Origin of the sequence: Lepagella muris (genome assembly GCF_004793975.1) — a bacterium.
GTDB lineage: Bacteria > Bacteroidota > Bacteroidia > Bacteroidales > Muribaculaceae > Lepagella > Lepagella muris.
Genome location: NZ_SRYB01000038.1, coordinates 1 through 23,494, shown reverse-complemented (window position 1 = coordinate 23,494; position 23,494 = coordinate 1). Strand labels below are relative to the sequence as shown.

General features: G+C 49.3%; 19 protein-coding genes and 1 pseudogene. 12 read left to right on the top strand and 8 right to left on the bottom strand.

Translation table 11 applies throughout. The features are described from left to right. Nucleotides 1-13: 13 nt before the first annotated feature. Together E5331_RS17775 and E5331_RS17770 are read right to left on the bottom strand one after the other, a co-directional pair. Nucleotides 14-697 (bottom strand): DUF3256 family protein, encoded by a 684-nt coding sequence (locus tag E5331_RS17775; protein ID WP_123482419.1) that lies wholly within the window; start codon nt 695-697, stop codon nt 14-16. Next, nucleotides 672-2,573 carry a DEAD/DEAH box helicase gene (locus E5331_RS17770; RefSeq protein WP_123482453.1) on the bottom strand — a complete coding sequence of 634 codons (1,902 nt, stop codon included), beginning with the start codon at nt 2,571-2,573 and terminating at the stop codon, nt 672-674. The genes E5331_RS17775 and E5331_RS17770 overlap by 26 nt, the downstream gene beginning before the upstream one ends. 266 nt (nt 2,574-2,839) lie before the next feature. Here E5331_RS17770 and E5331_RS17765 point away from each other — a divergent pair, with 266 nt between their 5' ends. Continuing rightward, the gene (locus E5331_RS17765; RefSeq protein ID WP_123482454.1) at nt 2,840-4,486 is read left to right on the top strand and encodes a dipeptidase; all 1,647 of its coding nucleotides are present in this window, start codon (nt 2,840-2,842) and stop codon (nt 4,484-4,486) included. 194 nt (nt 4,487-4,680) lie between these two features. Here E5331_RS17765 and E5331_RS17760 read toward each other — a convergent pair whose 3' ends face one another. Next, a complete protein-coding gene (locus E5331_RS17760; RefSeq protein ID WP_123482420.1) occupies nt 4,681-5,079 on the bottom strand; it encodes an HIT family protein in 399 nt (132 codons plus the stop codon). Between the two features lie 2 nt (nt 5,080-5,081). Continuing rightward, the gene (gene greA, locus E5331_RS17755) at nt 5,082-5,546 is read right to left on the bottom strand and encodes a transcription elongation factor GreA (protein ID WP_123482421.1); all 465 of its coding nucleotides are present in this window, start codon (nt 5,544-5,546) and stop codon (nt 5,082-5,084) included. A 370-nt stretch (nt 5,547-5,916) separates the two neighbouring features. Between greA and E5331_RS17750 the strand changes: the two genes are divergently transcribed. Then, entirely contained in the window at nt 5,917-8,721 is a 2,805-nt protein-coding gene (locus E5331_RS17750) for a glycoside hydrolase family 2 protein (protein WP_135985853.1), read from the top strand. A gap of 138 nt (nt 8,722-8,859) precedes the next feature. On the opposite strand, the gene E5331_RS17745 is transcribed toward E5331_RS17750, so the two are convergent. Together E5331_RS17745 and E5331_RS17740 are read right to left on the bottom strand one after the other, a co-directional pair. After that, nucleotides 8,860-9,186: an addiction module toxin RelE gene (locus E5331_RS17745; RefSeq protein ID WP_275441289.1), complete on the bottom strand. Its 327-nt coding sequence runs from the start codon at nt 9,184-9,186 to the stop codon at nt 8,860-8,862. Beyond that, nucleotides 9,186-9,416 (bottom strand): prevent-host-death family protein, encoded by a 231-nt coding sequence (locus tag E5331_RS17740; RefSeq protein WP_123482456.1) that lies wholly within the window; start codon nt 9,414-9,416, stop codon nt 9,186-9,188. The genes E5331_RS17745 and E5331_RS17740 overlap by 1 nt, the downstream gene beginning before the upstream one ends. Before the next feature lie 546 nt (nt 9,417-9,962). Here E5331_RS17740 and E5331_RS17735 point away from each other — a divergent pair. From E5331_RS17735 to E5331_RS17710, 6 genes are all read left to right on the top strand, one after another. Next, nucleotides 9,963-10,388: a SufE family protein gene (locus E5331_RS17735; protein WP_123482457.1), complete on the top strand. Its 426-nt coding sequence runs from the start codon at nt 9,963-9,965 to the stop codon at nt 10,386-10,388. Between the two features lie 68 nt (nt 10,389-10,456). After that, complete coding sequence (locus E5331_RS17730) at nt 10,457-11,980, top strand: peptide MFS transporter (RefSeq protein WP_123482423.1); 1,524 nt, start codon at nt 10,457-10,459, stop codon at nt 11,978-11,980. Nucleotides 11,981-12,090: 110 nt separating this feature from the next. Beyond that, complete coding sequence (locus E5331_RS17725; RefSeq protein ID WP_123482424.1) at nt 12,091-13,800, top strand: peptide MFS transporter; 1,710 nt, start codon at nt 12,091-12,093, stop codon at nt 13,798-13,800. A gap of 141 nt (nt 13,801-13,941) precedes the next feature. Further along, on the top strand, nt 13,942-15,111 hold the full coding sequence (locus E5331_RS17720; RefSeq protein ID WP_123482425.1) for an iron-containing alcohol dehydrogenase: 1,170 nt from the start codon (nt 13,942-13,944) through the stop codon (nt 15,109-15,111). Beyond that, nucleotides 15,108-16,769 carry an AMP-binding protein gene (locus E5331_RS17715; protein ID WP_123482426.1) on the top strand — a complete coding sequence of 554 codons (1,662 nt, stop codon included), beginning with the start codon at nt 15,108-15,110 and terminating at the stop codon, nt 16,767-16,769. The genes E5331_RS17720 and E5331_RS17715 overlap by 4 nt, the downstream gene beginning before the upstream one ends. Before the next feature lie 235 nt (nt 16,770-17,004). Further along, entirely contained in the window at nt 17,005-17,637 is a 633-nt protein-coding gene (locus E5331_RS17710; protein WP_135985851.1) for a hypothetical protein, read from the top strand. Here the strand turns inward: E5331_RS17710 and E5331_RS17705 are convergent. Next, entirely contained in the window at nt 17,588-18,601 is a 1,014-nt protein-coding gene (locus tag E5331_RS17705) for an MBL fold metallo-hydrolase (RefSeq protein ID WP_123482428.1), read from the bottom strand. The two genes, E5331_RS17710 and E5331_RS17705, sit on opposite strands and share 50 nt — an antisense overlap. Nucleotides 18,602-18,640: 39 nt before the next feature. Next, complete coding sequence (locus E5331_RS17700) at nt 18,641-19,357, bottom strand: SAM-dependent methyltransferase (protein ID WP_123482429.1); 717 nt, start codon at nt 19,355-19,357, stop codon at nt 18,641-18,643. Between the two features lie 83 nt (nt 19,358-19,440). Between E5331_RS17700 and E5331_RS17695 the strand changes: the two are divergent. The 4 genes and pseudogenes from E5331_RS17695 to cysS form a co-directional block, all read left to right on the top strand. Further along, nucleotides 19,441-20,745, top strand: a pseudogene (locus E5331_RS17695) (methyltransferase RsmF C-terminal domain-like protein); the annotation flags it as partial. 93 nt (nt 20,746-20,838) lie between these two features. Beyond that, the gene (locus E5331_RS17690; RefSeq protein ID WP_123482431.1) at nt 20,839-21,522 is read left to right on the top strand and encodes an ABC transporter ATP-binding protein; all 684 of its coding nucleotides are present in this window, start codon (nt 20,839-20,841) and stop codon (nt 21,520-21,522) included. A 123-nt stretch (nt 21,523-21,645) separates the two neighbouring features. After that, entirely contained in the window at nt 21,646-21,939 is a 294-nt protein-coding gene (locus E5331_RS17685) for a DUF3467 domain-containing protein (protein WP_123482432.1), read from the top strand. 6 nt (nt 21,940-21,945) lie between these two features. Further along, on the top strand, nt 21,946-23,424 hold the full coding sequence (gene cysS / locus E5331_RS17680; RefSeq protein WP_123482433.1) for a cysteine--tRNA ligase: 1,479 nt from the start codon (nt 21,946-21,948) through the stop codon (nt 23,422-23,424). The last annotated feature ends 70 nt before the right edge of the window (nt 23,425-23,494 follow it).

The following is a 23,494-nucleotide window of genomic DNA, read 5'->3' as shown; positions in this document are numbered from 1 at the left end:
TATTATTGTTTTGTCATTTCAATTTCACTCGTATCTCCGGACGCAGATAACGGCTTATGGTCTTATAATTGTCTACGTCCATATACTTCCCCACGGTGAGACGCGCAGTGAGGAAGTCCTCGTCGGGAGAGATGGAATACGCCACCGTCGGGAACGGTATCATATCCTTTATCTCCTTCATGGTGATTTCCGCCCCCTTGGGAATGTCAAAGAAATCCTTAAGTTCAGGCGTCTTGAAAAATTCCTTGGAGTCCAACTCATTCAATTTATCATCGTAGAATCTCACCTCGCTGTCTTCCGCTTGTGTTGAACTGCCGACAGTATAGACCGATGCCACTACTGTGCTGCCCTTCTTGCGGTGCAACATGCGCAGTTCAAGGGTGCTGACCGGAGTCAGCTGCACCTTCATATATTCAGGCGTGCATGCCTCTATCCAAGAGAGTCCGTCCATGGCATTGACAGCCTTATAGACGCTATCGGCATCCCAATAGTCAAGCATGTCAAGGCGTGTGGTCTTTTTAAGGATCTCAACCGGTTCGCTCTGAAGTGATACGAAAACATCACGGATTGACAACGTGTCAGCCGCCACCTTAGCGGCTCCGGCACGTTGGGGCATGAGCGCGGCTATGGCAAAAAAGATAGCCATAGCCAGACGCATCAGTCCTCCTTGATTATTTCTTTTTATAAAAGATCTCATAGTTTCCGTTATATTCAGCCTTCTTACCGGCTTTACCTTTCTTCTCCTTCTTCTCCTTTTTCTCTTTCTTCAAGGGTTTCTCCCTATCCGGATCCTTCCTGTCTCTCTTACTCTTGCTCTCCTTCTTATCCTTGCTGTCCTTGCGTCGTCTATCCCTGGAAGAGCCATAATCCTCCTTCGATGACTTACGCCCGCGTTTTTCACGACGGTCGCGGCTATCGCGAGAATAATCCCTGTCGGAGGCAATCTCCGGACGCAACACAATGCCGAAGAAATCCTCATTCTTCAGAGCATCTATTACGCGACGTGCATCATCCTTACGCACATCAAAAAGCGTATATCCCGACAAGAGGTCAATCCTGCCGATATCCGGCTTGCTTCCGACCACGTTACGGTTGATGATCTCCATAAGATTACCTGGGAAGAATCCCTGAGCCTTGCCTACGTTCACCATTATTCGCTCATAGCCGGACTCAGCCACTCGGCGGTCCTTGTCCTGCTTCTTATCGCGCTTCTCCCCTTTATCGGAGGCATTGAGGTCAATGTCAGGCATATCCTGATAATACTGGAGCAGACGATTAAATTCCAAAGAAAGCACGCGCTTCAGAAGATCCTCCTCTGAGAGCCATTCCAGCTTCTTGCGCACGCCGGGGAGATATTTCTCTATCTCCGACTCGTTGACCTGCACCCTCTCCAGGCGGTCGGCAAGGTTATAGAGCTGCTTCTCGATGATATGTTCGGGTGTGGGCACTTTCTTATACTCAAACTCCTTACCTATCTTCTTCTCTATCTCACGCAGACGTCCCTTCTCCTTCGAATGGATGATAGCCACAGAGACGCCAGTCTTGTTGGCACGTCCGGTACGTCCCGAACGATGGGTGTAGACCGCCACGTCGTCGGGCAATCCATAGTTGATGACGTGGGTCAGGTCATCAACGTCGAGACCACGTGCAGCCACATCTGTTGCCACAAGAAGCTGCGTCACATGGTCGCGGAATTTCTTCATAGCCAGGTCGCGCTGTGCCTGCGACAGATCCCCATGAAGACAATCGGCATTATAACCGTCGTTGATGAGTTTGTCGGCAATCTCCTGCGTCTCCTTACGGGTGCGGCAGAAGATGATGCCGTAGATATCCGGATTATTGTCGGCAATACGTTTAAGGGCGAGATATTTATCGTGCGCCTTGACCATATAATATATGTGGCGCACGTTCTTAGAGCCCTCATTCTTATTGCCTGCCACAAATTCCACCGGCTCATGCATGAATTCCTTGGCTATTCCGGCAATCTCCTTAGGCATCGTAGCGGAGAACATAAGCATCTTTCGCTCCTCCGGCACGTGAGTGAGTATCTCCTTTATATCATCGAGGAATCCCATGTTGAGCATCTCGTCAGCCTCATCAAGAATGACGGTATGCACATCGGAGAGCTTCACCTCCCCACGCTTTATAAGATCGATCAGTCGTCCGGGAGTAGCCACCACCACCTGCACACCCTTGCGGAGAGTGCGTATCTGGCTATCAATACTTGATCCGCCATATACAGGGAGTATTCGCAGGGAATCTATATATTTTGAGAAATCTGCAAGATCGCCTGCTATCTGTAGACAAAGCTCTCTGGTAGGAGCGATGATGAGTGCCTGCGGCACATTCTTACTTACGTCTATACGCTGGAGCACCGGCAGACCGAATGCAGCCGTCTTTCCGGTACCGGTCTGGGCGAGACCGACCACATCCCCATCTTTTTCGAGGAGATGCGGTATGACCATCTCCTGAATAGGCATCGGTGATTCAAAACCCATTTCCCCGATAGCTTTCAGCAACCGAGGTTCCACGCCAAGATCTTCAAACGTCTTGGCAACTTTATTTTCGTCCATATTATGGTAATTATATTTTGAGTCAATACATTTCGGGATAGCCTCCATGGCGTCCCTACCGTATATTAACGCTTCTGACGGCTTCTTTTCTTTAACCGGAGACATTTTTTACGATTACTTACGCGCGGAGCAAACTTTTTGCAAAGTTACGAAATAATTCCCACGTCGCCAAACTTGCATATATCATCTATTTGTAGTAACTTCGTAAGCAAATGCAGTTGCATGATGCCTACGGGCGGATGCAACGTCAACTGAATCTTATTCTCATGACACGAACATCTTTATCTTTAGCAATTTTGCTTTCTGCGGCAGCCTTGCAGGCTCCCGATGCGGCGGCTTGTACGAACCTTATAGCCGGACCGAAAGCCACAACCGACGGATCTGTCTTCATGACGTATTCCGCAGATTCCCACAACCTTTACGGCATGCTCAACCATACCCCGGCTGCAAAGCATGCCCCCGGCGCAATGAGAAAGGTGGTGGAATGGGACACTTCGAAACCTCTCGGCGAGATACCCCAGCCGGCTGAGACCTATAACGTGGTGGGCAATATCAATGAATTTCAGGTGGCTATCGGCGAGAGCACCTGGGGCGGACATGAAGAGCTTGTCGACACCACCGGCAACTCCATAATCGACTACGGCTCTCTCATACAGATTGCTCTCGAACGCTCGAAGACTGCACGCGAGGCTATAAAGGTGATGACCGACCTTGTTGACAAATATGGCTATGCAAGCAGTGGCGAGTCATTCTCCATTGCCGATAAGAATGAAGTGTGGGTGATGGAGATGATCGGGAAAGGCGCGGAGAAGGGTGCCGTATGGATTGCCGTAAGGATTCCTGACAACGCAATATCCGGACATGCCAATGAGCCACGTATCAGAAAGGTCGATTTCAAGGACAAGGAGAACGTGATGCACAGCAAGGACGTCATATCCTTCGCCCGCAGACGCGGATACTTCAATGGCAAGGATGCCGATTTCTCTTTTGCCGATGCCTACTCCACTCATGACTCCGGCACCCGACGCGGTTGCGACGGCAGAGTGTGGAGCTATTTCCGCCGATTCAACAAGGATGCCGACAAATATTTCGCATGGTGCAACTACGACAGCAACGAACCCATGCCCCTATATATCATTCCCGACCGCAAGCTCAGTCTGGAGGATATGCAGGCGAGTATGCGCGATCAATTTCAAGGCACCCCATTCGATATGACAAAGGATGTTGGGTCAGGTCCGAACCATGTGCCCTACCGCTGGCGCCCCATGGAGTATGAGGTGGATGGCAAGACCTATTGCATGGAGCGCGCTATCGCCACGCAGCAGACAGGCTGGAGCTTCATAAGCCAGACACGTGCCGACATGCCGGATGAAATCGGTGGCGTTATATGGTTTGGCACCGACGACACCAACAGCACGGTCTACATGCCGTTCTATTGCTCAATGACGGAAGTGCCTGCCGAACTCGCACCCGGCGACATCAACACATTCTCTTTTGATTCCAATTTCTGGATGACAAACTGGGTGGCAAACCAGGCCTACAACCGCTATGACCTTATGATTCCCGATATCCGTAAGGTGCAGGGTGGTCTGGAGAAAAAATATATATCATCTCGTGCCTCCCGTGAGAAGGAACTGAAATCAATGCTCGACAGAGGTGACAAGGCGGCATTGGTGGCAAGCGTCAACAGTGAGGGTAAAGCAATAGCGAAAGAGGCTACCGATGCCTATCGTGACCTCGGACAATATCTATTCGTGAAGTTCATGGACGGCAACATGAAGAAGACCGATGAGAACGGCAATTTCATTAAGAGTGAATATGGTCTGCCGGTATATCCTACGTTCCCGGGCTATGATAAGAAATACTACGAGAACATCGTCAAGGAATCAGGCGATCATTTCCTGGTAAAATAACAAGCGGACTGCGCGCTAAGCGACATGTTATATGTAATAAGTGACATGTAATAAGCAATGGTGTGCATTTCGCACTTAGCGATAAAATGAGGGGTGGAAGTTGAATCATAAATGATTTTCAACTTCCACCCCAATTTATTTCTTATTACTTGTAACAAGCAACATATTACCTGTTACTTGTCACATGTTACATCTCACTTAGCGCAAAGCGCGTCTGTTATTGCCTTGCATACCTCCTGCATCTTCTCCGGAGTAGGATTCTCAATCTTGTTCTTGAAATCCATATCACCCTCATTCTGAATGGGGATGAGATGTATGTGGGCATGAGGCACCTCAAGCCCCAACACTGCCACACCTACCTTTCGGCAAGGTATCGCTTTCTTGATGCCGGCAGCAACGTGCTTGGCAAAGACCATCATCTCGCCGAGCTGCGCATCGTCAATATCGAAGATGTAATCCGTCTCCTCTTTAGGCACCACAAGAGTATGCCCCCAGTTAACAGGATTTATATCGAGGAATGCGTAGAACTTATCATTCTCCGCAATCTTATAGGAGGGAATCTCCCCTGCTATGATCTTTGAAAATATTGTCATGTTCAGATCTCGATTTTGATCACCTCAAATTCCAACTGTCCGACAGGAGCCTGTACCTTAACGATATCGCCGACCTTATGCCCCATCAGACCTTGGGCGATCGGAGTGGCGGAAGAGATCTTACCCTCACGGATATTTGCCTCATTCTCAGTCACGATGGTATAAGTGACAACCATATTATTCTTCAGGTTCTTTATAGTCACTTTATTGAGGAGCTGGATTACGTCAGTATTCAGCTTGCTGTCGTCGATGATGCGTGCAGATGCTATAAGCTCTTTGATCTTGGCAATCTTCATTTCAAGCATACCCTGTGCCTCCTTGGCAGCATCATACTCTGCATTCTCCGAAAGGTCGCCTTTGTCGCGTGCCTCGGCAATTGCCTGTTTGATCATGGGTCGCTGAGCCTCAAGTTCGGAGAGCTCTTTCATTTTTTTGTCATACCCTTCCTGGGTCAGATAAGTAGCCATAGTTATCAGGTGTTTTTTATTAAATTTTTCATGATTAATTTACCGACAGGCAGGCAAAAAGAACTTTTGATATACCCTTGGATATTTTTCAAGAGATACTAAAAAATAAGGAATCTTTTATTTCCGTATCTTCCGCCTGACTTGCGGACGTGGAGACACGGCTCTAAAAGACCCTCGCTGACGCTCTTTCGCGTTCTGTCTGTATTTTCGGCTGCAAAGTTAATCTTTTTTAATTCCTCCTACAAATTTTACAACGTTTTTTACCTATAAATTATCATAAATTAACAAGTGAAGTCTGACGGAAATATAAATTTGCGAAAGTGGATTCGTTTCGCTACCTTTGTAAGTGAGTTGTATTAATTTCATTGTCATGACCTACTATTTCAAGCAGGCTGCCGCAGCCGCTTTTCTGATGATATCCTCTCTAATGACATCGGCTCGCGAGCATATCGACCTTGCCGGAGATTGGAACTTCATCCTACTGAATGCCCCTTCTGAAATTCCGGCGGAAGGTAAACTCTCTTTGCCCGGAACTCTCGACACCAACCGGGTAGGTATACCGGTAGAGGAATCGGACAACACGTCGCAACTTTCTCGACGATTCTCTTACACAGGTTCGGCGATATTCTCAAAGACAGTCACCATACCGGAGGAATGGCGTGGGAAGCATATCGAACTGTTACTCGAAAGGACACGTCCGGCTTCTGTGGCTGTCGATGGTAAACGGATATCCTACTCATCACTCATATCCGCTCCGCAACGTCATGACCTCTCGGATGCCCTATCTCCCGGAACGCACACCATAGAAATCACCGTGAACAACGGCGACTCAATACCTCTCCCCATCCGCAACAACTCCCACGCCTGCACCGAATCGACACAGACCAACTGGAATGGCATAATCGGGGAGATAAGGCTATCGGCTATGCCCCGGCTGCATATCAAGTCGGCAATCCCATTTCCTCAGACCGATTCCACCCGCAACGGCATGCGCCGATTAGACGTGACCCTATCACAGAACCCACCCGCCGGATATATTATCACTGCAATGACCGGAGATGATGAGGCGGACAGAATCAAACTCTCCCCCGACACTGACACATTCTCCCTCTGGCTACCTCCGACAGACCGAGAACAGATGTGGAGCGAATGGAACCCTACAAGCGAGAACGTAAGCATATCCTTGCAATCACCCGATGGCATGATGGAAGATTCCATCTCCGTCAGTTCCGCCCCACGTGATTTCCACACGGTAGGAAGGCAGTTTATCGTAAACGGTCATCCCGCTTTCCTTAGAGGTCGCCATGATGCCTGCGTGTTCCCGATGACGGCACACGTCCCTATGGACTATGAATCATGGAGACGCTATTTCAGTATCATAAAGGATTACGGACTCAACCATGTCCGGTTTCATTCATGGTGCCCACCGGAGGAATGTTTCCGCGCGGCTGACGAAGCCGGCGTATATCTCCAGCCGGAACTACCGATATGGGGTAGTTTTGACCACGACAACACTGAGCTTATGGATTTCCTCGCGAAGGAACTGGATGCAATAGTCTCGGAATATTCCCATCATCCCTCATTCATGATGTTCTCTCTTGGCAACGAACTCTGGGGTGAGATCGAGCTGATGAAGGGATTCCTTGACCGGGCGAAGGAGATCAACCCGTATCTTCTCACCACATACGGTTCAAATATCTATCTCGGTTGGAAAGGACATATAGATGGTGAGGATTTCCTCGTGACGTGTCGCGTAGGGGGCGGTGACGGCTTCTCGACTCATACACGGGCATCTTTCTCATTTGCCGATGCAGACAACGGAGGAATCCTAAATTCCACCTATCCTAACTCGGAGATGAATTTCTCAAATGCCATATCCCTTTCACCTGTGCCGGTGATCGGTCATGAGACAGGGCAATACCAGATATTTCCGGATTTCCGCGAGATGTTCAAATATACAGGGGTGCTCCGTCCTGACAATTTCAAGGAGTTTGCACGCCGGGTCACGGATGCCGGGAATGCACGTAAGGCACAACGTTTCTTCCACGCCTCCGGTGAGTTGGCTACGCGTCTTTATCGTGCAGATATGGAGATGAATCTGCGCACTCCTGGAATGGGTGGATTTCAGCTCCTCGACCTTCAGGATTATCCCGGGCAAGGTACGGCTCTTGTAGGAATTCTGGATGCATTTATGGATTCGAAAGGGCTGGTGACTCCGGAAAAGTGGAGGGAGGCGTGTGATCAGGTGACCATTCTCGCTGAATTGCCGAAATTCTGCTTCACCTCCGGAGAGAGTGTGGAGATACCGGTAAAGGTTGCCAATTTCAGTGCATCCGACCTCGACGGTATGAATATCGGGTGGACCACACCATTCGCAAGCGGCAATCTCTCAACATCGTCGGGTGAAGGGGTTGTGGATGCGGGGAATATATCGCTGACGATTCCGGATGTGAAGGTTCCGGTAAAGAGTAGTCTTCAGCTATCCTCTTCAAAGGCATCAAACAGCTATGACATCTGGATATATCCAACCGAAGAACCACGGACAGAAGATGTGGTTGTCACCACAGATCTTGATTTCGCATTGAAGGCTCTTGACAAGGGTGGACGGGTGATTCTTTGTCCGGATACGGCTACCGTTCGGGAGACATCCCTCGGTCCGCTATTCACCACTGACTATTGGAACTACCGTATGTTCCGCACCATCTGCGACAATGTGAAGAAGGAGCCGTCGCCGGGCACACTCGGTCTCCTCATTGACGATTCTCATGAGGCGTTCCGCCTTTTCCCGACGGACTTCCATTCCGACTGGCAATGGTTTGCGACCGTGGCAAACTCCCATCCTTTGATTATTGACAGGTTGCCTAAGGATATCGACCCGATAGTAGAGGTGATTGACAATGTAGAGCGCAACTACCGTCTCGCCCTGATGCTGGAATGTTCTGTCGGCAAAGGTAAACTGATGATCATATCCGCCGACATGAAAAAGGCTGCGGAGCATCCGGAAGGGAGATGGCTGCTCAATTCAGTGAAAACATACATGGCATCCAAGAGATGCAAGCCGTCTCTACTGCTGTCGCCCCAGCAAGTGACCGACCTGCTGACAAAGCCATCGGTGAAACGCATAATCAAGGAGATACGCAACGAATCCTACGACAACAAACCCAACGGAATCTGACCACAGGCTACAGCTTAAATACACCGCAAAGAGCGCGGAGAGCGCGGAGTTTTTTCTTTTAATTATTCGTATGATTCAAAAAATCTCCGCGCTCTCCGTGTGCTCTGTGGTAGATCAACCACAAATAATTACTTTGATTTATAAATACATACTTGCGACGATTTCCTTTATAACATTGAGATTGACACTCTCTGCATCGGATTTATCATAGGCATATATCAGATACAGGCAATCATTACGCTCAACCATATTGAGCGTAATGACCGTTGCCCCACCGGACTTACCTTTACCTTTGGCAGCGATAGCCATACGCACCTTACGGTAGCCATCGCCCAAATCTACGCCCATTTCCGGATTTTTTTCAAGGGCATCAAGCAATGCATCATAATCCTTCCTAAAACTACGATAACGTTTAGCCATCGGCTTCACGCATCTAAGAAATACATCTGTAGCCTTAATTTCCATCAGAAAACCAAATCTCTTGCATTAGGGAGATCAATGCGACCTTCGAGATGTTCTTTAACTTCCTTCAGCGATTCCAATATATCCCGTTTCACTATCTCATCCTCACTTGTAATTGGGACAATCTTAAAATTGCCCACTCTTGAAGTGAGCATCACAGACTGTCCACTTTTTGCCGCGCTCAAAATTTTTGTCTGATTGGCACGAAATTCTCTTGCTGTCACTACCTGCATATACAATTGTTTTTCTGCAAATATAACAAACATCTACCAATTTGGTACACATATTAATATATATTAACACTTAAATTTAAAATCTCCTCGATTGCAAAAGTCAGTAGATCAACCGCAAAGAGCGCGGAGCGCACGGAGGTTTTTATTCGTATAATTCAAAAAATCTCTGTGCTCTCCGTGTGCTCTGTGGTAGATCAACCGCGAAGAACGCGGAGCGCACGGAGGTTTTTCTTTTTATTATTCGTATGATTCAAAAAATCTCCGCGCTCTCCGTGTGCCCTGTGGTAGATTAACCGCAAAGAGCGCGGAGCGCACGGAGTTTTTTATTTTTATTATTCGAATGATTCAAAAAATCTCTGCGTTCTCTGTGTGCTCTGTGGTAGATTAACCGTCGAGGTGATGAGGTGATGAAAAATAATTATCGTAATAATTTTTAACAACTACTTATTTTTATTATCTTTGCATTTCAAAGACGTACATCGGGGTTGGAATATCGTAATGATATGGCTGATTGCGGTGGATTTTCTTTATTTAATTTTTAAAATTATGACTATCAACGACACACAAGACGAAATAATCGAGGAGTTCGAAGGTCTGACCGATTGGATGGACAGATATGCCTATATCATTGATTTAGGCAACACATTGCCGGAATTTCCGGAAAGCGAAAAAACTCCGCAAAATCTTATTGAAGGTTGTCAGAGCCGCGTGTGGATCACGGCAGAAAAGACTACCGAAGGACGCATCCACTTCCAAGCGGATTCCGACGCGCTTATAGTCAAGGGAATTGTTGCCCTGTTGATGAGGGTGCTCGATGACCGCACTCCCGACGAAATACTCAATGCCGACCTATATTTCATCGACAAAATCGGGCTGAAAGAACATCTCTCCCCCACACGAAGCAACGGACTCGTAGCAATGGTGAAGCAGATCCACAACTATGCCCGTGCCTTCAAGATGATCGGTGGCTGACAAGCCTGCCGCTTATCGTCTCCCATAATCGAATCCCCTAACATAATAATAATTTAATACCACGACACATGTTTAAAAATCAACCCAAAGGGCTGATTCCCGCCGCCCTCAGCAACATGGGCGAGCGTTTCGGCTACTACATCATGAACGCTGTGTTAGTCCTTTTCCTCTGTTCCAAATTCGGACTAAAGGAGGAGACAAGCGCAATCATCTATTCCTGCTTCTATGCCGGAATATACGTACTGAGCCTTGTAGGCGGTCTTATCGCTGACAAGACCCGCAACTACAAGGGCACTATCATAACCGGTCTCTGCATAATGACCGCCGGTTATATCCTGCTCTCCTTCCCGATTTTCGCAACTGCTGAAAATCAGACATGGCTCCTCACCCTCACCTGCGGCGCACTCTTCCTGATAGCATTCGGAAACGGCCTTTTCAAAGGAAACCTGCAGGCAATCGTCGGTCAGCTGTATGACAACCCGAGATATGCCTCTCAGCGTGACTCCGGCTTCCAGATCTTCTACGTATTCATCAACATCGGCGGTCTCATCGCACCGTTCGTAGCCCCTTTGCTCAGAAGCTGGTGGCTTGGCGAAAACGGTCTGATCTACAATGCGTCGCTCCCCGCGCTCTGCCATGAGTATCTGAGCGTCACCGACAATATGGACACCCAGAACCTCAACAACCTATATGCTCTTATTACCGAGGTAGGCGGCAACGCATCAACAGAGATTTCTGCTTTCTGCACCAAATATCTCGACGTATTCAACACCGGTATCCACTATTCATTCATCGCTTCTGTATCGGCAATGATAATCTCTCTGATTATCTTCATACTGACCAAGAAGCAGCTCCCCTCTCCCGCTCAGAAAGAGAAGGGTGAAACCGTGAACTATACTGCCGAGGAGAAGAAGCAGATGGCTACCGAAATCAAGCAGCGTATGTATGCACTCTTCGCAGTGCTCGGCATCGCCATATTCTTCTGGTTCTCATTCCACCAGAACGGCACATCACTCTCCCTCTTTGCCCGTGACTTCGTGAAGACCGATTCCGTACAGCCGGAAATCTGGCAGGCTCTCAATCCATTCTTCGTTATTGTGCTCACCCCCGTGGTGATGTGGGTATTCTCCTCACTCTCACGTCGTGGAAAAGAGATCTCAACACCCCGTAAGATTGCAATCGGTATGGGTCTTGCAGGTCTTGCTTACCTATTCCTTGCAGTGTTCTCACTCCTTGAAGGATATCCTTCAGCAGAGACATTCAAATCTCTCGCGCCTGCAGTGGCAGAAGGGATGAAGACCGGACCATGGGTTCTCTTCGTGCTCTACTTCTTCCTGACAGTGGCAGAGCTCTTCATCTCCCCGCTCGGTCTCTCATTCGTATCAAAAGTTGCTCCCAAACACCTTCAAGGTCTATGCCAGGGTCTATGGCTCGGTGCGACAGCCGTCGGCAACCTCCTTCTCTGGATCGGTCCGTTGATCTACAACGCCTGCCCCATCTGGGTGGCATGGACAGTGTTCCTGTCGGTATGTCTCGTATCAATGGGTATAATGTACTCAATGGTGGGATGGCTTGAAAGAGTCACTAAGTGATACGACAGTTTATAGTTTAAGGTTTAAAGTTTAAAATTAAAGTTGACAGCATAGGGTAAAGACATATCGTTAAAACCCATCTGTCAACTTTTCTCTTTTAATACATCATTATGTTTAACAACCAACCCAAAGGACTTTACGTATTGGCACTCGCCAATACCGGCGAACGATTCGGCTACTACACGATGCTCGCCATTTTCCTGCTTTTCCTGCAGGCGAAGTTCGGATTCGACTCCACAATATCCGGACAGATATATGCAATATTCCTCGCTCTCGTCTACTTCATGCCCCTCGTCGGTGGTTGGGTAGCCGACAAATGGAGCTTCTCAAAATGCGTCGTGACAGGTCTCGCAGTAATGTTCGTGGGCTACTCCGTAATGGCAATCCCCACCGAGATACGCTCCACATCATCTCTCATGATCCTATGTGCCGCTCTCTGCATGATAGCCATAGGGACAGGTCTCTTCAAAGGTAACCTTCAGGTAATGGTAGGCGACCTCTACAACGATCCGCGATACAGCAACCAGCGTGATGCCGCCTTCTCCCTCTTCTATATGGCAATCAATATCGGCTCAATGTTCGCACCAATGGCAGCTACTGCAATGTGTAACATCGCACTCAACGCTAAGGGTCTCGTATACAACGCCGACCTTCCGGCTCTCTGCAACGCACTACTTGACGGAAACGGCTCCGCCTCACAATTGGCGGCTAAGGCAGCGGAAAGCGGCATGACAGTAGGCACTGATGCTACGGCATGGGCAAACGACTACATCACTACCCTCTCCACCGGCTACAGCTACGCCTTCGCTGTGGCTTGCGGATCGCTAATCGTAAGCTTCCTTATCTATTTCCTCGGACGCTCAACATACGCCCACATAATCTCCGGAAAGAAACAGGATGGTAAGGCTTCTGCCTCAAACGATGCTCCCGAACTTACCCCCGCCCAGACAAAGGCAAGAGTCGTGGCATTGCTGCTCGTATTTGCCGTCGTGATATTCTTCTGGATGGTGTTCCATCAGAACGGCGCGACACTCACCGAATTCGCCAAAAGCTGCACATCACCTGAAGCCGGCGGCTGGACCCGCATCGGATTCAACGTATGGGCACTCTGTTCCATCGCAATCGGAGTATACGCCCTCTTCAGCCTCTTCCAAAGCAAGACCGGGAAAGGACGTATCATCAGCGTCATCATCCTTGCTGCAGTGGCAGGCGCACTATGCTATTTCTACGATGCAACCCCAAATCCCCTCACCGGCATACAACCTCAGGAATACCAGCAGTTCAATCCATTCTACGTGGTGGCATTGACTCCGGTATCGCTTGCGTTCTTCGGCTGGCTTGCAAGGCGTGGCAAAGAACCCTCCGCACCCCGCAAGATCGGATATGGCATGCTTATGGCTGCCGTTGCATACGCCGTCATGATGGTCGGCTCGTTCTCCCTCTCCGGCACGTCAGGTGCAGTATCCCACAATTGGCTAATCTCCACCTATCTCCTTCTGACTTTCGCGGAATTGCTACTGTCGCCGATGGGCATATCATTCGTATCAAAGGTGGCTCCTCCCAAACTAAAAGGCTCAATGATGGGCGGATGGTTTGCAGCCACTGCCGTAGGCAACTATCTCGTGTCTATCCCGATGTTCCTCTGGGGAAAGATTCCGGTATATATGCTGTGGATTATACTCATCGCCATCTGCCTCATCTCCGCCACATTCATATTCTCCATCATGAAGAAACTTGAAGCTGCCACGGGCGACGACGCTTCTTCCTCGCTGGAGAAAGCGGCAGAGGCGGAAAAGACAGCGGCAGAAGCCGAGATTTGACCTTATACGTTAACTTTATACTCTATTATTTGTTAATATAATAGAGTTATACATACCTGTCACGGGAAGTATTATCATCTATACTTTCCGTGACAGGTGCATATATCCAACTGCAACCAAGTCTAATTCCCCATATAAATTATGAACAATTTCACATTTTATTCACCTACAGAATTCATATTCGGCAAGAATACCCAACAGAAAACAGGAAAAACAGTGAAGCGTTACGGCGGCGAGAAGGTAATGCTCGTATATGGCGGTCAGTCTGCCGAGAAAAGCGGACTCATAAAGGAGATAACCGATTCCCTTACCCAAGAGGGGATTGATTTCTGTGTGCTCAAAGGTATCAAACCCAATCCTACCGACGACCGTGTGTATGAAGGCATCAGTCTTGCCGTGAAGGAGGGTATCAATTTCATTCTTGCAGTCGGTGGCGGTTCAGTCATCGACACGGCTAAGGCGATTGCCCTCGGTGCCGTATATGATGGTGATTTCTGGGATTTCTATTGTGGGAAAGCGACTCCTGTGGCTGCAATTCCCGTAGGCGTGGTACTGACGATACCTGCTGCCGGAAGCGAAGGGAGCGGCAATACGGTCATAACCCGTCTTGACGGGCTCCACAAGATGTCGGTCGGAAGCAGTCTGCTCCGTCCGCGGTTCGCCATAATGAATCCGGAGCTTACGATGACCCTACCCTGGTTCCAAACCGCATGTGGAGTCTCCGACATGCTCTGTCATATATTCGAGAGATATTTCTCAAATACCCCCGCACGTCTTGTCAACGGTTATTCGGAAGCAATCATGCGCGACATTATGGGGCGTGCCCTCGAACTTAAAGTAGACGGCAACAACTATGATGCCCGCGCCGACATAATGTGGGCTGGCACGATAGCCCACAATGGATTGTGTGGTGTAGGCAAGGAGGAGGACTGGGCCTCTCATCGCATCGAGCATGAGGTCTCAGCAATCTACGACGTCGCGCATGGTGCCGGACTCGCATGCATCGTGCCGGCATGGCTCTCTTTCGTGGCGAAACGCAACCCTGACATGGTATGGCAGTTTGCAATAAACGTGATGGGGGTTAATCCCGACGGACTCTCCACTGAGGAGATAATAGCGAAAGGGATCTCTCTTCTGAAGGATTTCTACCATGACCTCGGATTGACAACATCGCTGACGGATCTTATCGGACGCCAGCCCGACATAGAAGCCCTCGTCAGAAGTCTTGAGGGGAATATGGGTAAGACTCTCGGTTATTACGTGCCGCTCTCTATGGATGACTGTCGGGAAATTTATATGCTTGCCTTATGATAAACGTGACCAATTTCATAAAGCTCTATGAAAAAAGTTTTATAGAGAACTGGGATCTGCCCGCTTTATCGGAATTCGGCAAACCTGATATTATAAAATATTCAGATCTTGCCGTATCTATCGCCAAGACTCATCTTTTCTTTGAGTCAATAGGGATAAAACCGGGCGATAAGATAGCTTTATGTGGTAAGGATTCCGCAGATTGGGTGAAGGTCTATATCGCCACCGTCACTTACGGCGCGGTCATAGTACCCATCCTTGCCGAATTCAACCCACTCGACATAACGCATATCGTCAACCACTCCGGCGCGAAGCTGCTTTTCCTTTCAAACTCCATCTGGGAGCATATCGAGCCGGAGGCTCTTCTGAAGGTAAAGGGTGTCGTCGGTCTGGAATCCAAGGAGGTGCTTCATGAGCGTTCCGGAGAAGAGATACACCGCCACATGAGGCTGCTGAAACGCCGGTTCAACCGACGCTATCCCAACGGGTATTCTGCCACCGACCTGAAGTATATTGACCGCTCTAATTCGGAGATTGTGGAGATAAACTACACTTCCGGCACTACGGGGTTCTCCAAGGGAGTGATGCTGACGGGTGAGAATCTTGCAGGCAACGTATGCTTCGGCATACACTCCCAGCTTCATTTCCGCAGCTCGCGTGCCCTTGCGTTCCTTCCGCTTGCCCATGCCTACGGATGTGCGTTTGATATGCTGACGCCTCTTGCCTGCGGATCACACATAACCTTGCTATGCAAGACTCCCTCGCCACGTGTGCTGCTGAAAGCCCTTGCCGAAGTGCGTCCCAATCTCGTCATCTGTGTGCCTCTAATTCTGGAGAAGATCTATAAGAACCAGATTCTTCCCATGATTTCAAAGGGCACCATGAGATGGACCCTTGCCGTGCCGTTCCTCGATACTCTCATCTATTCGAAGATACGCAAGAAACTCGTCGACGCATTCGGAGGTCAGTTTGAGGAGGTAATTGTCGGCGGCGCACCGTTGAATCATGAGGTAGAGGAATTCCTGCATAAAATCAAATTCCCATTCACAGTCGGATATGGCATGACGGAATGTGGGCCGCTTATATCCTACACCCCATGGAGGAAATTTGTGGTCACATCTTCGGGCAAGACTCTCCCGATAATGGAATCAAAGGTGCTGTCAGACGATCCGGAACATATTCCGGGCGAAGTATGCGTCCGTGGCACCAACGTGATGAAAGGCTATTATAATAATCCGGAGGCTACGGCTGCCGTGCTTGATGAGGAGGGATGGCTGCACACCGGCGACATGGGCACCCGCACGCCCGACGGCACTCTCTTCCTGAAAGGACGCTCGAAGACGATGATTCTGTCGGCTTCCGGTCAGAACATATATCCGGAAGAGATTGAGGCGAAGCTCAACAATATGCCATTCGTAGCGGAGAGCCTCGTGGTGGAACGTGACGGTAAGCTCGTCGGTCTGGTATATCCCGATTATGAGGCAGCCGACAAGATCGGAATCTCGGTGGCAGACATGGAGAATGCTATGGAGAATGTGCGCAAGGAGCTTAACAAACTTGTCGCACCCTACGAGCAGTTATCAAAAATCATCCTGATGCCAAACGAATTTGAAAAGACTCCAAAACGCAGCATCAAACGCTTCCTCTACACCCGCTGATAATTGTGACCCCGATTTTAGTGAATTGGAATCTAAGCCCCCGTCTCATAAGAAATGGAGACGGGGGCTAAAGTCGGGGTATCAAAATTCCATACGCGATAAAGCCTATCCTCGTCTCATAAAAAATTACGTCAGCAGTAGGGTTTCTCTTGCACATCTCAATATTTTGTTGTAGTTTTGCCAAACTTTTTGTTATAAAGTGTTAAATTCACTTCTATTCCCAAAGTTGAAAGCCATGCTGACGCATGATACATCAAATAGAACTTGCATTGCCAATCTGTTTTCCGCGATTACTGCAGTTGGCATGACCACACTCGTAGCCTGCAACAGCCAATCGGCAAGCAATGAGAATGAGCATGATACTATCGTGGTTTCCTCCGAAGTGGAGTCAGAAGCCTTTCATGCCGACAACGACATTGCCATGACCGTCAGAAGCATTGCCGATGCCATCCGCGTCGGCGAACCGCTTGATTCCACTGAATATGATTTCGAAGGGGTTCTTACCGACGGACAGGGTGCCCCGCTATACACCGATGTGCAGGGTGCTCCGGGAATATGGGTGGTGGACGTGCTTGACAAGAAAAACGTCACAATCCGCAATCTATTCCTTGGCGATCTCCTCCCTAACGATCTTGAGGCGTATCTGCTTCAGTCATTGAATCTGACGGAGAATCATCGCATACAGTTCAATCTTCATGAGGCTGTCGACGACAATGAGACAGATATCGTAGTCTATGATTTCGATGGGGGTTACCTTAGATTCGAAATAAGAGCCGGAATGGCACCCAACGGACTTGAAGGTCCGCTGCTCACGATTATCATGAGTTCAGATCCTCCGGCAGGGGCCGAAATACAAACAGTGGTGTAGACTCATAGCGAGGCAACGCCATAAGCTGCACGTCAGCCTTACGGTCTTCAAGCGTGTTGCACGCATTCCCCACCTTCTTGCCACGCTCCTCAAGCGCCGTCCTCACCGCCGACAATGCCTTCTGCGGAGTGTTGTTGTCCTGCGACAGATGACACAGGAATATATTCTGCAACGACGGATTAATTATCTCCTTCAAGAATGCCGCCGTCTGCATATTGTCAAGATGTCCGGCATCCGTCTGTATCCTTGCCTTCAGATATTCCGGATAACTTCCCATACGAAGCATCTGAAGATCATAGTTAGCCTCTATGACGAGATAATTCGCACGGCTCATGTAATAATAAGCCCTATCCTTCACCGCGCCTATGTCGGTGGCAAGCACAAAATGCCGTTTGTCGTAGAAGATGGAGAATCCCATATTGTCGCTCCCATCATGCGGCACCTCGAATGCAGTGATCTCAAGTTCTCCGATATTGAACGGTATCTCCTTGAAAATCGGCTGATGATATTCCTTAAGTCTTTTGGAGATGCTATGGCGGCGCATGATGCCCGCAAGCACGCGATTGGTGCAATACACGCGGATATGCTTATGGTTTCTCACGAGAGAATAGACGTGTTTCACGTGGTCGGAATGATCATGCGTGAGAAGCACCCCGGTTACGTTCGCTATGTCGATGCCATTGCTACGCAGCATCCCCTCTATCTGATCCACCTTCACTCCGGCATCTATGATGATACCCCCTTTTTTAGTACCTACATAACAGGAATTTCCGCTTGATCCCGAACCCATCGAGAAATAATAAAGCAGACGGTCAGACGGCATTGTCGTGCCTGCCTTAGGCTTTATTTCCGATGAGGCATATATATTGCGGCGTGTTGATGACCCCGGCGTCTCAAAACCGGAGTCAAGATCCTCAAACGGTAGTACCATCTGTCCTTCAAAAGATATTTTACGACGTGCCATCTGTTTGTTTTTCCTTTTTTTCTTTACCCCTCTACCCCGTCATCGGGCATAGATCAGAAATATTGCGGGGCGTTTATCATAGTCATACTTTGCCGTCTTCCATTTCGACACCGGCATTGTGACTATCGATTCATTCTCCTGATCGGTTATGTCGCACGCCACACAAAGGCGTGTGCTTCCTTTCAATGTTGAAGCCAGCGAAGCCACCATACGGTTGTTGCGATATGGAGTCTCAATGAATATCTGAGTCATGTCGAGCTTCTGAGACTGCTGCTCCAGTTCGCGCAGCTTTCTCTCACGCTCACGGGGGTCGATGGGCAAATAACCGTTGAAGGAGAATCCCTGACCGTTGAAGCCCGATGCCATGAGCGACAGGAGTATGCTCGACGGACCGACAAGCGGAACCACCCTTAAACCCTCCCGCTGCGCTATGCTGACAGGCAATGCCCCCGGATCTGCCACTGCCGGACAACCCGCCTCACTCATCACTCCCATTGGAACCCCTTCCCTCAGAGGATTGAGATATGACGACACCTCCGTGAGATCCGTGTGACGGTTGAGTTCGTAAAACGTGACAGAGCCTATGTCAAACGACGGGTCACAACGCTTCAGAAAACGTCTCGCGGTGCGGACATTCTCAACTATAAAATGACGTAACTGCTTGATTATATCAAGATTTCCATCGGGAAGAGCAGTACGCAACGGCGCATTGCTTATATTTACCGGTATCAGATAAAGTGCGGGTATCAGTTCCATGTACACAAAATTAATAAAAATTTTACTACATTTGCATAATAATTTGCATAAAAATAGACCTTTTTATGGATTTACCTTCCGGATTCATAACTCAAATGCGTGGGTTGCTCCACGAGGATGCCGATGATTTCCTGGCTGCCATGATGCGAGAGCCGGTGACTTCGGTACGTCTGAACCGTCGGAAACCGGGTGCCGCATTCCCCGAAGCCGAACCGGTCAGATGGTGCCGATGCGGATTTTATCTGCATCAACGTCCTGTATTCACGCTCGACCCGCTGCTACATGCCGGAGCATACTACGTGCAGGATGCCTCATCTATGATATATCATGAGACTATCTGCCGGATTGCCGACATCCTTTCCCACGACATAGACAGCGACACCACCCCTCCCCTCGCGTTGCTTGATGTATGTGCTGCTCCCGGGGGTAAGACCACCGCTATGATTGACGCCTTACCCGACGGTTCGCGGGTGGTGGCTAACGAATACGTGGCTAAACGCGCTGCAATTCTGCGGGAGAATCTTGCGAAATGGGGTTATCCTGATGCGATTGTCACGAATTGCGACTCTTCCCGGTTTGCCGGAGGTGACGCGTTTGACATTGTGGCAGTCGATGCCCCTTGCTCGGGCGAAGGGATGATGAGAAAGGAGAAAGCCGCAATTGAGCAATGGAGTCCGCAGCTCATTGAAGAATGTAGTTCCCTACAAAAGGAGATTCTGGAGAATGCGGTGAAAGCCGTGGCTCCCGGAGGATTTCTCATTTATTCCACCTGCACATTCAACCGACGTGAGAATGAGGAGAACGCCGAGTTCATACGTTCGCAACTCGGAATGATACCAGTAGATATGGGGTTTCCGGAAGAATGGGGCATACCTCGCGGGATAGATACGGATATACCTGCATATCGCTTCATGCCTCACAAGACTGAAGGGGAAGGGCTGTTTCTATCCGTGTTCCGCAAACCGGGTGAATGGGAACCTAAATCACTACGCAGCGTGTCGTCGTCTCACGATAAGGGAGCGGAAGTTGCCGACCGGAAACAGAATCCCAAGAGGGCTATCCAACGGGATAAAGGACGACATGCCAACGACAGGGAGAAGAAGAGGAAAGAACCGGAAACGGTGCCCGAAATACAGGAGATACTGTCGCTCAACTTCGACAGAAGCCGCTACCCGGAAGCCGATCTCACGAAAGAGGATGCCATCGCCTATCTGCGGCGCGAATCCATCACGCTCCCGCCCGACGTGCCGAAAGGACTCGTGACCGTCACATACCGCGGTCTTCCCCTCGGCATGGTAAAGAACATCGGCAACCGTGCCAACAACCTCTACCCAAAAAACTGGCGAATCCTGATGCAAGCCGGCGCTGCCCCCCAGCCCACTAAATAGCAATCTTGAATATGTGACTGCTGGAGTTCTGTGCCCTCGCCCACGGGCGAGGGGATCGTCAAATCCTCATAAACCACAAAACCACCCTCTCAAATGATAGAGATAAGAAACGTAACCAAAAGATACGGCTCGCTGACCGTGCTCCACGACATATCACTCACAATCCCCGAAGGGGAGATTATGGCTATTGTCGGTCCGTCAGGTGCCGGAAAAACCACTCTCCTACAGATTGCCGGTTCGCTCGACCGTCCCGACTCCGGCTCCGTATTTTTCGACAATACCGATATATTCTCGCTCAAAGACCGCAAGCTTTCGGAGTTCAGAAACCGCAATATCGGTTTCGTGTTTCAATTCCACCAGCTGCTACCTGAATTTTCGGCACTGGAAAATGTGGCAATGCCAGCACTGATAGCCGGCGATAATAAGAAGACGGCCTTTGAGAAGGCTCGAAAACTGCTTGACGACCTCGGGCTGGCAGCACGTGCAGACCATAAGCCTGCCCAGATGTCGGGAGGCGAGAAACAACGCACCGCGATTGCACGCGCCCTCATCAACAGCCCAAAAATCGTATTCGCAGACGAGCCCACCGGCAGCCTCGATTCCCGCAACAGAGACGAGATACAGGATATATTGTCAGGACTGAGAGATACGTTACATCAGACCTTCGTAATCGTCACCCACGACCCATGCATGGCATCTATCGCCGACAGGACCGTGGCTATGGCAGACGGAAGAATCACGTCGGAGACTATTGCGGATATGAAAAATTTTATTTAATTTCGCATTTGAATAGGTAAGTGAGCTGTTCGAGTGAGCCGCCGACCAAGTGCTCACGATGACTTGCATCGTCTGCTTATCTCAATAACATCTATTTTTTAACCATAAACAAATATCAGCAAAATGGCAACACCTGAAAATAACAAGAACCAACTTCAGATCCAGCTCCGTCCTGACATGGCAGACGGCAAATACAGCAACCTCGCTATGATCGGTCACGGTCCCAACGAGTTCCTCATCGACTTCATCTTCGCTGCTCCCGGCATGCCCCAGGCTCCGGTGGTAAGCCGCGTGATCATGAGCCCCGAGAATGCAAAGCAGCTCATGTTTGCGATCACTGACAACGTGAAGAAATACGAGGCTCAGTTCGGTGAAATCCTTCCCCGAGGCAACAACAACACAATCGGCAACAACTGATAACTGATGGACAACAACCTTTACCTTTACAATTCGCTCACACGCACCAAGAAGCCTTTCAAGCCGATACATGACGGTCATGTGGGCATGTACGTGTGTGGGCCTACTGTATATGGCGACGCACATCTTGGACACGCTCGTCCCGCTATCACCTTCGACATACTGTTCCGCTATCTGCGCCATCTTGGGTATAAGGTGAGATACGTCAGAAACATTACGGATGTCGGTCATCTCGAGCATGACGCCGACTCCGGTGAGGATAAGATTGCCAAGAAAGCACGGCTCGAACAGTTGGAGCCGATGGAAGTGGTGCAGATGTATCTCAACCGCTACCATCACGATATGGAGGCTCTAAACGTGCTCCCCCCAAGCATCGAGCCTCATGCATCAGGTCATATAATCGAACAGATCGAATACGTCAAGAGAATCCTTGATTCCGGATATGCGTATGAAAGCAACGGCTCGGTATATTTCGATGTCGAGAAATATAACCGCGATCATAGATATGGCAAGCTTTCCGGCAGAAACATCGAGGATCTCCTGTCAACCACGCGTGCTCTCGACGGGCAGGAAGAGAAACGGAATCCCCTTGATTTCGCTCTCTGGAAAAAAGCCGCGCCAGAACATATCATGCACTGGCCCTCTCCCTGGAGCGAAGGTTTCCCGGGGTGGCATCTCGAATGCTCCACGATGAGCGAGAAATATCTGGGTGAGACTTTCGACATTCATGGAGGCGGTCTTGACCTGCTCTTCCCGCATCATGAATGTGAGATTGCGCAAAGTGTGGCTGCCCAAGGACACGAAACTGTCAATTATTGGGTACACAACAACATGATCACCATCAACGGCAAGAAGATGGGCAAGAGCTACAACAACTTCATCAAACTGGAGGAGTTCTTCAACGGCTCTCATCCTCTTCTCGAACAGCCATACTCCCCGATGGTGATACGCTTCTTCATTCTACAGGCCCAGTACAGATCAACCGTGGATTTCTCCAACGCTGCCCTACAGGCTGCGGAGAAAGCTTTACAGAAAATCACCGACGGCTACCGCCGTTTGCAGAATCTGCTCCCATCGGAGAAGTCAAGCGTGGTGATGCCGGATTTCCTGTCGGCATGCTATGAGGCGATGGATGATGATCTCAACACGCCCCAGGTGATAGCACAGCTATTTGAGGCTTGCAAGATAATAAATGCAGCCTCCGACGGATTGACTAAGCTATCGCAGGACGATATCGCGAAACTAAGGCATCTCTTCGACGTGTTCCTTATCGAGATTCTCGGTATGAAGATAGGTGCGGAGAATGATAACGCTTCCGCCACCAAAGCCTACGAAGGGGCTGTCGATCTGCTTATGGAGATAAGAAAGAATGCGAAGGCTCAGAAGGATTGGGCAACGTCTGACCTGATCCGCGACAAACTCGCCTCGCTCGGTTTTGATGTCAAAGACACCAAGAACGGGGTTGAATGGAGTCTGAAGCAATAATCTATCATGGAAAAAGAGGCTGTCTAACAAGTTTAGGCAGTCTCTTTTCGTATGTGATTGCAAAAAGACA